We start from the raw sequence: 14,743 nt of genomic DNA, 5'->3' as shown, positions 1-14,743 counted from the left end.
CTCAGGCGGAGGCGCTCGCCGCCTCCCGGTGCGATTCGGCCGTCGATTCGCCTGCCCCACCGCGTGTTTCGAGATGGCCGGCGGGCAGGCCGAGCGCGCGCTCGAACCCAGCGGGCACCACGAGATCGCCGCGATCCAGTTCGGCGACGCTGGTCTTGCGCAGGCCCAGCAGCGCCGAATCGATTCCCCCGCGCAGGATGTCGAGGACGTTCTCCACGCCCGCCTGCCCGTTCGCGGCCAGTCCCCACAGATACCCGCGCCCGATCATCACCGCGCGCGCACCGAGCGCGACCGCCTTGACCACGTCGCTACCGCGCCGGATGCCACCGTCGAGCACCACCTCGATCTGCGACCCCACCGCGTCGGCCACCGCGGGCAGCGCCCGGATGGCCGCCGGCGTCCCGTCCAGGTTGTTTCCGCCGTGGTTGGACACCGAGATCGCGGCGACGCCGGCATCGACCGCACGCAGCGCGTCGTCCACCCGGATGACGCCCTTGAGCAGCACCGGGCCGTCCCACTGGTCGCAAATCCATTGCACGTCCGCCCAATCCGGCGGCGGCGTGCCCATCCATTCGCCGTAGGCGCCGAAGAACCCGGGTGCCGGGCCGTCGCCGATGGCCATGTTCGGCGCGGTGAGATCCGGGATGTGCCCGGACTTCGCATAGGTGGCCAGCCAGCGTGGCCTGGCCAGGGTCTGCGGCGCGAACTTCAGCATGGTGCGCAGGTCGAGCTTCTCCGGGATGACCGGGCTCCCCCAGTCCCGGCCGTGCGAGAACGACCAGTCCAGGGTCAGGATCAGCCCCACCGCGCCGGCCGCCTTCGCCCGCGTCATCCGCTGCAGGATCTCGTCTTTGCTACCGCACCAGTACATCTGGAAGAAGGTCGCCGGATTGGCCGCGATGACCTCTTCGATCGGCTTGCTGGCGAACGAACTGAGCCCCATCGCGATTCCGCGCGCGGCGGCCGCACGGGCCACGGCCACTTCACCATCCGGGTGCACGGCCTGCACTCCGGTCGGCGAGATCATGACCGGCATCGAAAGGTGCTGCCCGAGAACGGTGGTCGACTGGTCGCGGGTGCCGATGGCGCCGGCGACGTGCGGGGCGAAACCGAGTTCGGTGAACGCCTGCTGGTTGTCCTCGATCGTCTGGCCCCGCTCGGAGCCGGCGATCAGCGCGCCGTACACCGACTTCGGCAGTCTCTTCTTCGCACGCCGCTGCGCTTCGGCAACGGTTTCGAACCACGGATTCATGGTCGGAGGGTCCTTTCGGGAGCGGCTACCGGCCACCACAGCCGGGTTCGGTCGAGCAGGTCGATGGTCAAGTGGTCGAGCAGCGCGGCGCCCTCCTCGGCGCCGGCGCCGGTGGGATCGCCGAGCACGCCGTTGGCGCTGACCGAGCGCACCCCCGCGCCGCGCAGCAACGGCATGAGCTCGGCGAGCGGCCGGACATCGCCGGGTTCGGCGCGGTCGAGCCGCACCCGGTCCGGGGTGAGCGCAAGTTGCACCGCGGTTTCGGCGCGGCCTGCGTGCAGATCGCCCTGGTAGCGCGGCAGATACACGCGCACGTCGCGGGATTCGCCGCGCAGCAGCGTTTCCGCGCGCCGCAGCGGTTCGAGGTTGCCGCCGTGCCAGTTGACCAACAGGATGCGGCCGAAGGTGTCGGTCGCCGAGCGGCACAGCTCGACCACCAGCAGTTCCAGCGCGGCCTGCCCGATGGACAGGGTGCCGGGGAAGCCCGCGTGCTCACCGCTGGCGCCGTACGGGATGGCCGGTGCGACAAGCACATCCGGCCGGGCCGCGGCCAGCCGCGCGCACAGGGCCGTGGCGATGTCGGTATCGGTGGACAGCGGCAGGTGCGGTCCGTGCTGTTCGGTCGCGCCGATCGCCACCGCGAGAATCGCGTCCGCGGCCGCCCGCTCCCCGGCCTCCGGCCAGGTGAGATCGGCCACCGCGCGGGCCGGATCGCCCGGCCCACCGCTGTGGTCTGCGACACCTTCGAACATATCCGGAGATTATCGTCAGTCACTGACATAATCAATAGCCGTGCCAGCCAGGACCACCCGCGGCCGCCCGCGCGGGACCAGCAAACGCGAACTCGAACTGATCGCCATGCGACTGTTCACCGAGCAGGGCTTCGAGGACACCACCGTCGAGCAGATCGCCGCCGCCGCCGGGATCAGCGGCCGCACGTTCTTCCGCTACTTCCCCACCAAGGCGGAGGTGCTCTGGTACCAGTTCGATGACGAAGTCGCCGCTCTGCGCACCGCCTTCGCCGAAGTGCCCGACGATGTTCCGATGATGACCGCGGTGCGCCGAGTCGTGGTGAACGCCAATCGATATCGGGCCGAGGACGTGCCCGAGCTACGCACCCGCATGCAACTGGTCGCCACCATCCCGGCGCTGGCCGCCACCGCGGGCGCGCACTACGACGCCTGGGAACGCGCGGTCAGCGACTTCGCCGCCCGGCGGCTCGGCGAGCCGGACAACGCCGTGATCCCGCTGGCCGTCGGACGCACCACCCTGGCCGCGGCCCGCGCCGCGTTCGACGCCTGGCTGGCCCGCGCCGACGCCGATCTCACCGTCTATCTGGAGGAGGCGCTTCGCGGACTGGAACGCGGATTCGCCCCCGAGCCATGAATCGCAGGCGAACAACCGGCAGGTTTCATCCGCAACCCAGCTGGGGTATGACTAGGCTCGGTGTCGGCCTCACGGCCGAGACGCACGATGATCCCGACTCAAACCGTCGAAAGGGGCAGGAGTTTCCATGTCCGAGGTGTCCATGAGCCTTTCGGCGGATTCGCTGACCGCGGGACCGGTCGACAACCTGCTTCCGCAGCTGGTCGAGCATCTGCGCCAGAACCGCACCGCGCTGCGTGAGGAGTGGGCTCGCCGCATCACCGACGCTCAGCTCCTGACCGCGATGACCCCGGAGGAGATCTTCTCCGAGGCGACCTCCGTCTACGACAACTACGTCGAGGTGCTCGAGACCGGTAGCGTCGAGGCGCTGCAGGCCTACGCCCGCGATCTGTCCGAGCGCATCATTCCGCGGGGCGTCGAAACCGACGAGGTGCTCGGCATCGTGCTGCTGCTGCGCGACGTGCTGGCCCGCTCGCTGTTCGAGAAGTACCAGGCCGACTTCCAGTTATTGAACGCGGTACTCGACGCGTACGAACCGGCGGCCAACCGCATCGCCAACACCGTGGGCGTCTCCTTCGTCCAGGAGCGCGAGCGCGTCATCCGCCAGCAGCAGGAGGCGATCCGCGAGCTGTCCACCCCGGTTCTCCAGGTGCGTGAACAGTTGCTCATCCTCCCCATCATCGGTGTGCTGGACAGCCAGCGCGCTCGCCAGCTCACCGAACAGCTGCTGCGCGCGATCCGGGCCAACCGGGCCAAGGTCGTCGTCATCGACATCACGGGTGTGCCGCAGATCGACTCGACCGTGGCCAACCACCTGGTGCAGACCGTCGACGCGTCCGGCCTGATGGGTGCGAACGTGATCATCACCGGTCTGTCCTCGGAGATCGCGCTGACCCTGGTCACCATCGGCCTGGACCTGTCCAAGATGAACGCGGTCGGTGACCTCCAGGGCGGTATCGAGGAGGCCGAACGTCTGCTGGGTTACGAGGTTTCCCGAGTCGCCGAACGGGTTACCGAACGCGACGGCCGCTAGATCAGGGCGGGCAGATGCCGGTACCGATTCTCAAACAGGGCACCTATCTCATCGCGTCGGTTCAATCAGCGTTGACCGACGCGGATACCGAACGCCTGCAGGACGACCTGATGAAACAGGTCAGCAAATACCGGGCACACGGCATCATCGTCGATGTCACCGCGATCGACATCATGGATTCCTTCGCGGCGAGATCGTTGCGTACCATCGCGCACATGACGCAGCTGCGCGGCGCCGAAACGGTGATCGTCGGGCTGCAGCCGGAAGTCGCGTTCGCGATGGTGCAATTGGGGCTGACGTTCGAGGACATGCACACCGCCCTCGATCTCGAAGAGGGTCTGGCCTGGCTGAACAAGAAGACCGCCTCCCCACGCCAGCGGGATGGTCGTGACAGTGGCCGCTGAGAACCTGGTGATTGCGGTCAGAGTGTCGGGCGACATCGTGATCGCACGTCAGGCAGGCCGCGAACTGGCAGCGAAGCTCGGATTCACACTGACAGACCGCACCATGATCTCCACGGCGATCTCCGAAATCGCCCGCAACATCACCAGTTACGCGGGCAGCGGCGAGATCCGCCTGATGGTCGACGACCGCGAGGGCAGACAGGCGCTGGTGGTGCAGGCCGAGGACCAGGGGCCCGGCATCATCGACATCCCCCGCGCGCTCGAGGACGGCTATTCGACCGGGCGCGGACTTGGACTCGGTCTCCCCGGCGCGCGCAGGCTGATGGATCGGCTGCTCGTCGATTCCGCGCCTGGCAAGGGCACGTTGGTGGAGATGTGGAAGTGGGTACCCAACGGTGCATGAAGACGGGTTCATCGGCCGAATCGAGTGGGCGGTGGCCGGTCGCGCACTCCCCGGCCAGCGCGTCTCCGGTGACCGCGGCCTCATCCTCGACACCGGTGGCGGCACCGTCCTTTTCGCCGTCCTGGACGGGCTCGGCCACGGTGCGCCCGCGGCCGACGCCGCCGACCGGGCCGCGCAAGTGCTCTCGGAGAACCGCGCCGAACCCTTGGACGTCCTGATGGTGCTCTGTCATCGGGCCATGGCCGATACCCGCGGCGCCGCGGTCTCGCTCGCGCTGTTCGATCCGAGCGACACGGTGCGCTGGCTCGGCGTGGGCAATGTCGAATCCCGTGTGCTCACCGTGAGTCCCGCCGGCCTGGCCGTCCGCGCGACCATCCTGCTCACCGCGGGGATCGTCGGCTATCGACTACCGCAGAACCTGCAACCGCAGACCATTCACGTGCGCCCCGGCGACCTGCTGCTGATGTCCACCGACGGCATCGTCACCGAGTCCGCCGACGCGATCGACCTGTCCAAGTCGACCGCGGACATCACCGCCGACATCCTCGGCAAGCACGCCAAGGACACCGACGACGCACTGGTGCTCGCCGCCCGCCACCGCGGCTCGGCGCAGGGCCTCGCGTCATGAGGGGCCGGGCGCTATGACGGCATTGGCCGAGTTCCTCGACGAGTACGCGAAAGCGCTACGGCGGCACCTGGATTCACCGACGCAGGCGACCCTGGCCGAAGGGTACGAGCTCGGCAGGCAGGCGCTGGTCGAGGGCATCAGCCTGCTCGATCTCAACGAGAACCACTTCCGGGTGGTGCAGGCCGCCGAGCACGACGCCGGCCTCGGCGAACGGGATTCCCGGCTGGCCGAGTCGGCACTGGAGTTCCTGCTGCAAACCCTGGCCGCCCTGGACATCGCTACCCGCGGCTACCTCGACGGGGTCGGGCGCTACGAGCAACAGCGCACCCGCGCGGACGATCTGGCCGGCCGCGACGCCTTCCGCACCGCGCTGGTGGAGTCGCTGCAGGACGGCTTCTTCGTCGCCGACTCGCAGGGCGCGATCATCGAGGTCAACTCCGCGTTCGGCGCGTTGACCGGTTACGGCGCCGCGGACGTGCCCTACCCGCTACCGCATCCGTGGTCCATGCCGGAGGGGCCGCGCTATCCCGATCTCGGCACGGAGGCACTGCGCTTCGTCATTCCGATCCGGCACCGCGACGGGCGCTCGCTGTGGCTGGCGGTGAGCACCAGCGCGCTGATCAAGCCGGAGAACAACGAACGCATCTTCGTCGGCACCATTCGCGACGTCACCGCCGAGCACGACGCGCAGGCCCGCGATCAGGCCGCGTCCCGGCTGGCCACCGCGGTGGGCGCGGCGACCAGCGTGGTCGAGGTGCTCGCGGTCGGACTCGACGAACTGCGGCGCACGGTCGGCGCGCAGACGGCCGTGGTGTCGGTCTGGCCGAGCAGGCACGTCGAGCCGGAGGTGTACGTCTCCGGCGCCGAGGGCGCCGACGGCCCGGAGAACGCCGAATTGGACGCGCGCGCACGGGCGATGCTCGATCGGGCCAGGCGCAGACCCGGCCGCAGCCTGTTCGCGATCCCGGAGGGGGCCGACAGCTCCGAGGGGATCGTCGCGCCGCTCGGCGAAACCGGTGACGCCGCACTGTGGTTGCGCTTCGCCGCGCCGCGCGCGATCAGCGCGGCCGACTGGACCCTGTTCTCCCTGCTGATCGGGCACCTGAGCCTCGCGGTGCAGCGGGCGCGCAACTTCGATCAGGCCCGCTCGACCTCGCTGACCCTGCAACGCGCCATGCTCGGCCCGATCGAACTGCCGCCGCGGTTCTCGGTGCACTACGAGCCGGCGCTGCCGCCGCTGGAGATCGGCGGCGACTGGTACGACGTGGTCCCGTTGCGCGACGGCACCATCGGCGTCGTGGTCGGCGACTGCGTCGGCCGTGGCCTGTCCGCGGCCGTGGTGATGGGTCAATTGCGTACGGCCGCACAGGCTTTGCTGCTGCGCGGGGCCGGTCCGGCGCAGTTGCTCGCCGAATTGGACACCGTCGCGGCACGGATTCCCGGCGCGATGTGCACGACCGTGTGCGCCGCGGTGCTCGATCCGGTGCGCGGGCTGGTGCGCTACAGCAGCGCGGGGCACATGCCGCCGATCCTGGCCGATGTCGACTCGACCGGTCGCCTGCTGGAGGGTGGGCGGTCGTTCCCGCTGGCGACCTTCGAGACGCCGCGCCGCCCGGAGGCGACCACCGCGCTGACGCCGGGCTCGACCCTGGTGCTGTTCACCGACGGGCTCGTCGAACAGCGCGGCGTGGACATCGACGACAGCTTCGCCAAGATCGCCGACGTGCTCTCCGGGACCTCCGCCAAGCTGCCCCGCGAGGTGGCCGACGCGGTGCTCTCGCGCCTGCGGCCGGCCGCGGGTTACGACGACGACGTCGCCATGGTGGTGTACCGTCAGCCTCCCGCGCCGCTGCGCCTGGAGGTGCCCGCGCACGCGGATGAGCTTGCGGCCCTGCGCCGTACGCTCAAGGCCTGGCTGGCCGCCGCCGCGGTGCCGCACGATCTCGCCTCCGATCTGGTCGCCGCCACCAACGAGGCGTGCAGCAACAGCATCGAGCACGCCTACCGCAACGGCGCCGTGCCGACCGGGCGCCCGGAGAGCACCGACCGTTCGATGGGCCGCGTCGCCCGGTCGCTGCGCGACCCGTCCGGCGACGTCAACCGGGTCGAGCTGACCGCGACCTGCAACACCGAGACGGTGGTGATCACCGTCGAGGACGCCGGCAGCTGGAAACCCCGCTCGGCCGATCCCGGCTACCGCGGCCGCGGCATCGACATGATGCGCGCCCTCACCGAGGAACTCGACATCGACCACACCGGCCCCGGCACCCGCGTCCGGATGTCCGTCACCCTCCCCGCCATCACCTTCCCGGTAGCAAACCCGTTGCGCGGCACCACCCGCCGCATCACCGGCTGACCATTCCGCCGAATCCCTAGCGCGAGCGGACGACTCGCGCTCGCCGGGATCCGGCTGGCGACGCCGCTCGATCGGCTCACCGAATTCCGTAGCGGCGCTTGGCGACCCACGCACCGGCTCCGGCCAACGCCGCGTCGTTTTACCGCCAGCACCGGCCGGTCCGGGCACGGCATCGTGGTCGGCATGCATCGAGTCGTTGATCTGAAGGTTCTGTATTTCGGCACGCCGGTGGTGTTGATCGGCACCCGGAACCCGGACGGGACAGCGAATCTCGCGCCCATGTCGTCGGCGTGGTGGCTCGACGATCAGTGCATGCTCGGGATGAACACGGGATCGCAGACCTCGCGAAATATGGCGCGGGAGCGCGAGTGTGTGCTGAACCTGCCGTCGTCGAGCCTGGCGGCGGCGGTGGATCGGCTGGCGCTGCTGACCGGTTCGCCCGTCATGAGCCCGCACAAGATCGACAAGGGGTACCGGTACGAGCCGGACAAGTTCGCCGCCGCCGGGCTCACCCGGCTCCCCGCGGACCTCGTCGCGGCGCCGCGGGTCGCCGAGTGCCCGATTCAGCTCGAATGCGAGCTGTTGTCCGCCGCACCGTTCGGCGTCGACACCGGCGCCATCGCGCACACCGTGCGGGTGCTGCGCGCGCACGTGGCCGACGAGCTGATCATCCCGGGCACCGCGCACGTGGATCCGGCCGGCTGGGATCCGCTGATCATGAAGTTCTGCGAGTATTTCGGCGACGGCACCCAGTTGCGTCCGTCTCGGCTGGCCACCGCGTGGCAGATACCGAGCGCCGCGACCAGCCGTTGAGCAGATCCGCCGGTAACGCTCCGATTCTGAAGCGCCGCAACGGCAACTTCGACTCGCGTCCTACGGTAATGTCACACCTATGAACGCGCCTGGGTTGCGAATTCGCCGCTACTTGTGTGTGGTGGAGTTGTGACGAACACTTCCGGAGACGCGTATCCCCTCGCGGACACGATGACCACCACCGTCGCCGCCCAGGACGGCGCGACCGTCCTCACGGTGGCAGGCGAGGTCGACCTGGCGACGGCGCCGGCCCTGGAGAGCTCGATCGAGGCGATCCTGAACGGCAAGCCCGCGGCCCTGATCATCGACCTGAGCGCGGTCAGCTTCCTCGCCTCGGCGGGCATGGCCGTACTCGTCGCTACCCACCAGCGTGCGGGTGACTCGACCGCGATCGCCGTCGTCGCCGACGGCCCGGCCACCAGCCGCCAACTGAGAATGACCAATCTCGACCAGGTCTTCGCCGTGCACTCCACCCTGGAGGCGGCCCTCGCGGGCTTCCGCGACCGCTGATCCGACCGCGGCGCTCAGCCCAGATCGAGGTCGTCTCGAAGTGGGGCCAGGCGCTGCGGCCCGGGGGGCGTCCGGTTCGCCGGCCCGCCCCCGGCCGCCGCGGAGTCGTCCGCAGCCCGCTGATCGTCGAGCTCGGCACCCAGCTCATAGATGCGCCACGCCGCGTCGGACAGCTCCTCCGCGTCGGCGTCGGCGACACCGTGCCGACGGGCGACGTCCACCAGGCGCAACACGATCCGCGCGCGACGAACGAGCTGATCGAGCATGAATTCACACGTCTCGAGGTAGGCGTACGCACCCAGCAGCGCGAGTGGGCCGCGCAGGTCCGGATCCAGATCCGGGTTGTCCAGATACAGATCCACCATCAGCGCCACATCACCCCACTTCGGGGCGGTCGAATGGGTCAGCGCCGGGTCGAAACGCTCCGCCAGCGGCGCGGGCAACCGCCCCGACGCGATGAACGCGACCAAGCCAGGTGGCATCTCCGGTATGTCCAACATCGTCCTCGCCCGCAAGCCGAATCACTGATCGGCACCGCACCGCGGACCCGACCACGGCAGCCTACGGCGCGGCGAGCAAGCCGACAATGCTTGCCCGCCGGCCGCTTCGGCGAATCAGCAGAGTTCGCGCAGCTGCTCGATCAGCTTGACCCGGGCGGCCGGGGTGGCGGCCATCGGGAGCACGTTCAGCACGGTGACGCCGGCTTCGGCGAAGGCGGCGACCCGCTCCTTGACGTAGCTCGCGGGGCCGACCAGCGAGACGTCCCGGACCAGGGCGTCGGGGACGACCTTGGCCGCCTCCTCCTTCTTGCCCGCCAGATACAGCTCCTGGATGCGGTCGGCCTCCGCGCCGAAGCCGTACTTGGTGGCCAGCGCGTGATAGAAGTTCTTGCCCTTGGCGCCCATGCCGCCGATGTAGAGCGCGAGGTGCGGCTTCACGAATTCCAGCAGCGGCTCGACGTCATCGCCGATGGCCAGCGCCGGGCTCGCGTACACCTCGAGCGGGCCGAGCTGCGGATCCCGCTTGGCGAAACCGGCCTCGAGCGACTCGCCCCAGATCTTGTTCGCCTGTTCGGGCAGGAAGAAGATCGGCTGCCAGCCCTCGGCGATCTCGGCGGTCAGCTCGACGTTCTTCGGGCCGATCGCGGCGAGCAGCACCGGAATGCGTTCGCGCACCGGGTGATTGATCAGCTTGAGCGGCTTTCCCAGCCCGGTGCCCTGCCCAGCGGGCAGCGGGATCTGGTAGTACTTGCCCTGGTATTCGAGCTTCTCCCGCCGCCACACCTTGCGGCAGATCTCCACCAGTTCCCTGGTGCGTCCGATGGGCGCGTCGTAGGGCACGCCGTGGAAGCCCTCGATCACCTGCGGACCCGACGCGCCGAGGCCGAGGATGTAGCGGCCGTCGGAGACGAAGTCGAGGCCGGCCGCGGTCATCGCGGTCAGGCTCGGGGTGCGGGTGTAGATCTGCAGGATGCCCGAGGCCAGCTGCAGCCGCGTGGTCTTGGCCGCGAGGTAGCCGAGCGCGCTCACCGCGTCGTACGAGTACGCCTCGGGAACGAACACGATGTCCAGGCCGGCCTGTTCCAGATCGGCGACCTCCGCCGCCGCCTCTTTGAAACCGCCCGAGTAGTTGATGCCCAATCCGATCCGCATAGCACTCAACATAATGGCGACTACGGGCCGCCGCCGCACCGGACCGGTCCGGCAGGCGACGCCGACGGTCAAACCGGTAGCGTTGACCGCGCACTCCCCACCGCCGCCGCACCATGAAAGGCCACTGACCCGTGTCGCAGCCGAGCACCTCGTCCCAGGAAACCGCCTCCTCGTTCGGCGAGGCGACGCTCGCGCGGTACCTGGACGATCTGGCCGCCAAGATCCCCGCGCCGGGCGGCGGAGCCGTGGCCGCGCTGCATGCCGCGCAGGCCGCCGCGCTCGTCGCGATGGTGGCGCGCTACACGACCCGGGCCAAGGACGCCGACAACCGGCCGGTGGTCGACCGGATCATCGAGGCCGCCGACGCCGCCCGCGCCCGCTCGCTGGCCCTGGCCGACGCCGATGCCGCCGCGTTCACCGCGGTCGGCGCCGCCTACAAGCTGCCGAAGGACACGCCGGAGCAGATCGCCGAGCGCACCGCCACGATCAACGCCGCGCTGGTCGAGGCCGCGCGGGTGCCCGCCGCGGTGGTGGACGAGGCCGACGAGGTGCTCTCGCTGGCCACCGAGCTGTTCCCGATCGGCAACCCGAACGTGGTCACCGATATCGGCGCCGCCGCCGACGCCTGCCGGGCCGCGGCAGGCAGCTCGCAGCTCAATATCGAGATCAATGTCGCGTCGCTGCCCGCCGCGGCGGGCGACCAATTCGCCCCGGTTTTGCTGCGCATCGAGGAGCTCGTCGCGCGGGCCGACAGCCTGCATGCCGACGTGGTGCACGCGGTGCGCGGCTAGCCCCGGTTTCCGTAGCGCACGGCCGGGTATGTCGGCGGAAAGTCGCCGACCAAGCCGAGGAGGTAGCCGTGCAGATCGGATATAAGCTGGCCGCGGAGGCATTCGGACCCAAAGAGCTGATGCGCCAAGCGGTTCGGGCGGAATCCGCCGGATTCGACTTCGTCGAGATGAGCGACCACTATCACCCGTGGCTCGACGTGCAGGGGCATTCGCCGTTCGCGTGGACGGTGCTGGGCGCGATCGCGGCGCAGACCGAACGGATCGGCCTGGCGACCGGGGTGACCTGCCCGACCGTCCGCTATCACCCGGCGATCATCGCGCAGGCCGCGGCCACGCTGGCACTGGTCTCCGATGGCCGGTTCACCCTCGGCGTCGGTTCGGGCGAGCGGCTCAACGAACATGTGGTCGCGCGGGAGTTCCCGGACGCGCACCGGCGGCAGGAGATGCTGCGTGAGGCGCTGGAGATCATCCGGCTGCTGTGGCGCGGCGGATATCGCTCGTACGACGGGCGCTATCTGTCGCTGTCGGATGCGCGGGTCTTCGACCTGCCCGACGAACTGCCGGTCATCGCCGTCGCGGCCAGCGGACCGCCCTCGGCGCGCATCGCCGCCGAACTCGGTGACGGGCTGTTCGCCACCGAGCCGAAGGCCGAGATCGTCGAGCGTTATCAGGCGGCCGGCGGTACCGGACCGCGCTATGCGGAGGTCCCGATGGCCTGGGCGCCGGACGAGGAGACCGCCGCCAAGGCCGTGCTCGAGACCAGCCGCTGGGCGCTGACCGGGTGGAAGGTGATGAGCGAACTGCCCAACCCGGTCAATTTCGACGCCGCGTCCAAGACGGTGCGGATCGAGGATGTGGTGCAGCAGTTCGCCTGCGGTCCGGATCCGGCCCGCTATGTCGACGTGGCGCAGCAGTTCGTCGACGCGGGGTTCGATCACCTGGTCATGCAGAACGCCGGACCGGACCCCGACGGTTTCATCGACTTCTATCAGCAGGAGCTCGAACCCCGGCTCCGGCAGCTCACCCCGCGGCCCGCGGCCTGATCAGATCGGCGAATTCCACGCCGTCAGAACGATTTTGCCGCGCACCCGGCCGGATTCGCCGAGCTGATGCGCCTTGGCCACGTCGGCGAGCGGCAGCACCTGATCGACGGTGACGCGCAGGTGCCCGTGGTCGACCATGGTGGCGATCTCGCGCAGGGACACACCCGACGGTTCGACATAGAAGCGTTCGTAGCGCGGATCGGTGGCGTCGCCCGGATCGGTCGCGGAATCCGGGCCCTGCATGTCGAGGTAGCGCCCGTTCGGGCGGAGCACGCGCAGCGAACGCGCACCGTATTCGCCGCCGACCAGGTCGAGCACGACATCGATGTCACCGACCGCGTCGGCGAAATCGACTGCGGTGTAATCGATCACCTCATCGATGCCGAGTTCCCGCAGATACTCGTGGTTGCCGGCGCGGGCGGTGCCGATCACGTGCGCGCCCCGATGCTTGGCGATCTGCACCGCGAGATGTCCGACGCCACCGGCCGCCGCGTGCACCAGGACGCGCTGCCCCGCGCCGACGGCGGCCAGCGCCTGCCACGCGGTCGACGCGGCCACCGGCAACGCCGCCGCGTGGACGTGGTCCAGGCGCGCCGGTTTCAGCGCCAGCGTATGCTCCTGCGCCACCAGGTATTCGGCGTTCGCTCCGCCCATCACCATCCCGTGGACGGCATCGCCGCGCTGAAACCGTCCGGCCCCGGGCCCGAGCTCCTCGACGATCCCGGAGACGTCCAATCCCAGTGTCAGCGGCGGACTTCCGAGCACCGGCAGCTGTCCCGCGCGAACCTTCCGGTCCGCCGCGTTGACGCTGGTCGCGACGACCCGCACCAGCACCTCCCCCGGCCCCGGCCGCGGTTGATCCACCTCGGTCTGCTGCAGGACGTCCGGACCGCCGAATGCGCGTTGAATGATTGCCAACATGCCGACGATTCTGCGGCGACCTAGTATCTATTGGAAAGAAGGCACCTTAATGATCCCGAGGTACCCAATGGATACTGCCCCGCCTCCGACGCTGGTCGAGAGCTACCTGCACCAGTGCCCGGCGCGCGAGATCTTCGCCGTGCTCGCCGACAAATGGGTCCTGCTGGTCCTCGTGGTATTGCGCGACAGCGGGACTCCCGTCCGCTTCAACGATCTCCGCCGCCGCCTCGACGGCATCACCCAGAAGATGCTCACCCGCACCCTGCGCAACCTCGAACGCGAGGGCCTCGTCCACCGCGCGGTCTACCCGACCGTCCCGCCCAAGGTCGAATACTCCCTGACCGCCCTCGGCGAAAGCCTCGGCGTGATCAGCCAGGCCCTCGGCAATTGGTCGGATCAGCACCAACACCAAATCCTCGCCGCCCGAGCGGCTTTCGACGCCCGCCCGGCCCCGGAGCCGCTTCCCCGCTGATCGCACGCTCCGATGCGTTCAGGATCGGCGGGGAACGCTCGGATCGATCACTGACCTGCACGAACGTTCGTGCGAGCGGTGAATACCCGGGTTTGCGAGCAGAGGGGGCGGGTAGGCAACATAGGGAGGGGCATGGTGGTCGGTTACGACTGCGGCACGGCTGGGATCGATTCGTAGACCCGAATTGATCATGCGGCCTAAAATTTAGTTTGCTTGCCTACCCACCATCTCGAAGGGGTGGAGCTCATGAGAAAAGTCATCCGATATCTGTTCCTAATGATCTTGATCGCGGCAATGGCCGTGTTCTGGTCGGGAACGGCGACAGCGACGCTGATCGGAAACACCACAACAATCGGTCCGGTCGAATCGATCGGGCCCGCGGCCGGGCAGGTGGTTGGCGTGGCCCACCCGGTGACCGTCCGATTCGCCGCGCCGGTCGCCGATCGCACGAAAGCCGAGCGGAGTATCGATATCCGGGCCACGCAACCGTTGACCGGGACGTTCGCGTGGACCAGCGACCGGGAGGCGGTGTGGACGCCGACCGGCTTCCTGCCCGCCAATGCCAGGATCACCGTCGGCGTGGGCCACGCCCGCACCGAATTCGAAACCAACGCAGGCGTTTACGGGGACGGCGACATGTCGGCGCACACGTTCACGCTGACCGTCGGCGGCATACCGAGGACGATGCCCGCCTCGTACGGCAAGCCGAAGTACCCGACCCCGTCGGGCACCTTCCCCGTGCTGGAGAAGGCGCGCAGCGTCGTCTTCGACTCGCGCACCATCGGCATTCCGCTCAGTTCACCCGAGGGATATGTGATCAACGGTGAATTCGCCGAACGCCTCACCTGGGGTGGTGTTTACATCCACTCGGCGCCGTGGTCGGTCGAGGATCAGGGCAACGCGAATGTCAGCCACGGTTGCCTCAACCTGTCTCCGGAAAACGCCGAATGGGTCTATAACGTCATCAATGTCGGTGATCCGGTAACCCTGCACTGGTAAAAACGCACCGCACACCCGCGCACCGTTTCGGCGGTCCGCGGGTCCGGATACCCGCATCGGGGCGGCGAACATCGCGTCGC

The 14,743-nt window shown here is 69.1% G+C and carries 17 protein-coding genes; 12 read left to right on the top strand and 5 right to left on the bottom strand.

The annotated features are described in order from the left end of the window. Position 1: 1 nt before the first annotated feature. Positions 2-1,252, bottom strand: coding sequence for a pre-mycofactocin synthase MftD (mftD, locus tag ACFQ9K_RS24875; RefSeq protein WP_378721537.1), 1,251 nt, complete (start codon positions 1,250-1,252; stop codon positions 2-4). Then, positions 1,249-2,004 (bottom strand): mycofactocin biosynthesis peptidyl-dipeptidase MftE, encoded by a 756-nt coding sequence (gene mftE / locus ACFQ9K_RS24870; RefSeq protein WP_378721536.1) that lies wholly within the window; start codon positions 2,002-2,004, stop codon positions 1,249-1,251. Before mftE ends, mftD begins: the two co-directional genes overlap by 4 nt. A gap of 40 nt (positions 2,005-2,044) precedes the next feature. Between mftE and mftR the strand changes: the two genes are divergently transcribed. The 8 genes from mftR (at position 2,045) to ACFQ9K_RS24830 (ending at position 8,785) form a co-directional block, all read left to right on the top strand. Then, positions 2,045-2,638 carry a mycofactocin system transcriptional regulator gene (gene mftR / locus ACFQ9K_RS24865; protein ID WP_378721535.1) on the top strand — a complete coding sequence of 198 codons (594 nt, stop codon included), beginning with the start codon at positions 2,045-2,047 and terminating at the stop codon, positions 2,636-2,638. Between the two features lie 127 nt (positions 2,639-2,765). After that, a complete protein-coding gene (locus ACFQ9K_RS24860; protein ID WP_040735778.1) occupies positions 2,766-3,671 on the top strand; it encodes an STAS domain-containing protein in 906 nt (301 codons plus the stop codon). A gap of 14 nt (positions 3,672-3,685) precedes the next feature. Further along, positions 3,686-4,075, top strand: coding sequence for an STAS domain-containing protein (locus tag ACFQ9K_RS24855; protein ID WP_107660644.1), 390 nt, complete (start codon positions 3,686-3,688; stop codon positions 4,073-4,075). Further along, positions 4,053-4,478: an ATP-binding protein gene (locus tag ACFQ9K_RS24850; protein WP_150404521.1), complete on the top strand. Its 426-nt coding sequence runs from the start codon at positions 4,053-4,055 to the stop codon at positions 4,476-4,478. The genes ACFQ9K_RS24855 and ACFQ9K_RS24850 overlap by 23 nt, the downstream gene beginning before the upstream one ends. Continuing rightward, a complete protein-coding gene (locus ACFQ9K_RS24845; protein WP_378721534.1) occupies positions 4,471-5,106 on the top strand; it encodes a SpoIIE family protein phosphatase in 636 nt (211 codons plus the stop codon). The genes ACFQ9K_RS24850 and ACFQ9K_RS24845 overlap by 8 nt, the downstream gene beginning before the upstream one ends. Positions 5,107-5,119: 13 nt before the next feature. Next, entirely contained in the window at positions 5,120-7,462 is a 2,343-nt protein-coding gene (locus ACFQ9K_RS24840) for a SpoIIE family protein phosphatase (RefSeq protein WP_378721532.1), read from the top strand. Between the two features lie 183 nt (positions 7,463-7,645). Then, entirely contained in the window at positions 7,646-8,275 is a 630-nt protein-coding gene (locus ACFQ9K_RS24835; RefSeq protein WP_378721531.1) for a flavin reductase family protein, read from the top strand. 171 nt (positions 8,276-8,446) lie between these two features. Then, positions 8,447-8,785: an STAS domain-containing protein gene (locus ACFQ9K_RS24830; protein WP_378721540.1), complete on the top strand. Its 339-nt coding sequence runs from the start codon at positions 8,447-8,449 to the stop codon at positions 8,783-8,785. Between the two features lie 14 nt (positions 8,786-8,799). Here the strand turns inward: ACFQ9K_RS24830 and ACFQ9K_RS24825 are convergent, their stop codons facing one another. Both ACFQ9K_RS24825 and ACFQ9K_RS24820 read right to left on the bottom strand, forming a co-directional pair. Further along, positions 8,800-9,285: a hypothetical protein gene (locus ACFQ9K_RS24825; protein WP_378721530.1), complete on the bottom strand. Its 486-nt coding sequence runs from the start codon at positions 9,283-9,285 to the stop codon at positions 8,800-8,802. Between the two features lie 114 nt (positions 9,286-9,399). Beyond that, positions 9,400-10,437 carry an LLM class F420-dependent oxidoreductase gene (locus ACFQ9K_RS24820; protein ID WP_378721529.1) on the bottom strand — a complete coding sequence of 346 codons (1,038 nt, stop codon included), beginning with the start codon at positions 10,435-10,437 and terminating at the stop codon, positions 9,400-9,402. 131 nt (positions 10,438-10,568) lie between these two features. Between ACFQ9K_RS24820 and ACFQ9K_RS24815 the strand changes: the two genes are divergently transcribed. Both ACFQ9K_RS24815 and ACFQ9K_RS24810 read left to right on the top strand, forming a co-directional pair. After that, positions 10,569-11,228, top strand: coding sequence for a cyclodeaminase/cyclohydrolase family protein (locus ACFQ9K_RS24815; protein WP_378721528.1), 660 nt, complete (start codon positions 10,569-10,571; stop codon positions 11,226-11,228). A 68-nt stretch (positions 11,229-11,296) separates the two neighbouring features. Beyond that, positions 11,297-12,271, top strand: a complete 975-nt coding sequence (locus ACFQ9K_RS24810) for a TIGR03557 family F420-dependent LLM class oxidoreductase (protein WP_378721526.1) — start codon at positions 11,297-11,299, stop codon at positions 12,269-12,271. Here ACFQ9K_RS24810 and ACFQ9K_RS24805 read toward each other — a convergent pair whose 3' ends face one another. Then, positions 12,272-13,192 carry an NADP-dependent oxidoreductase gene (locus ACFQ9K_RS24805; RefSeq protein WP_378721524.1) on the bottom strand — a complete coding sequence of 307 codons (921 nt, stop codon included), beginning with the start codon at positions 13,190-13,192 and terminating at the stop codon, positions 12,272-12,274. Between the two features lie 67 nt (positions 13,193-13,259). Between ACFQ9K_RS24805 and ACFQ9K_RS24800 the strand changes: the two genes are divergently transcribed. Together ACFQ9K_RS24800 and ACFQ9K_RS24795 are read left to right on the top strand one after the other, a co-directional pair. After that, positions 13,260-13,664, top strand: a complete 405-nt coding sequence (locus ACFQ9K_RS24800) for a winged helix-turn-helix transcriptional regulator (RefSeq protein WP_378721523.1) — start codon at positions 13,260-13,262, stop codon at positions 13,662-13,664. 246 nt (positions 13,665-13,910) lie between these two features. Continuing rightward, on the top strand, positions 13,911-14,663 hold the full coding sequence (locus ACFQ9K_RS24795) for a L,D-transpeptidase family protein (RefSeq protein ID WP_378721522.1): 753 nt from the start codon (positions 13,911-13,913) through the stop codon (positions 14,661-14,663). The last annotated feature ends 80 nt before the right edge of the window (positions 14,664-14,743 follow it).

Origin of the sequence: Nocardia sp. NPDC056564 (assembly GCF_042793755.1) — a bacterium.
Taxonomy (GTDB): domain Bacteria; phylum Actinomycetota; class Actinomycetes; order Mycobacteriales; family Mycobacteriaceae; genus Nocardia.
The sequence above is the reverse complement of the archived record's forward strand: the minus strand, read 5'-3'. Positions and strand labels throughout refer to the sequence as shown.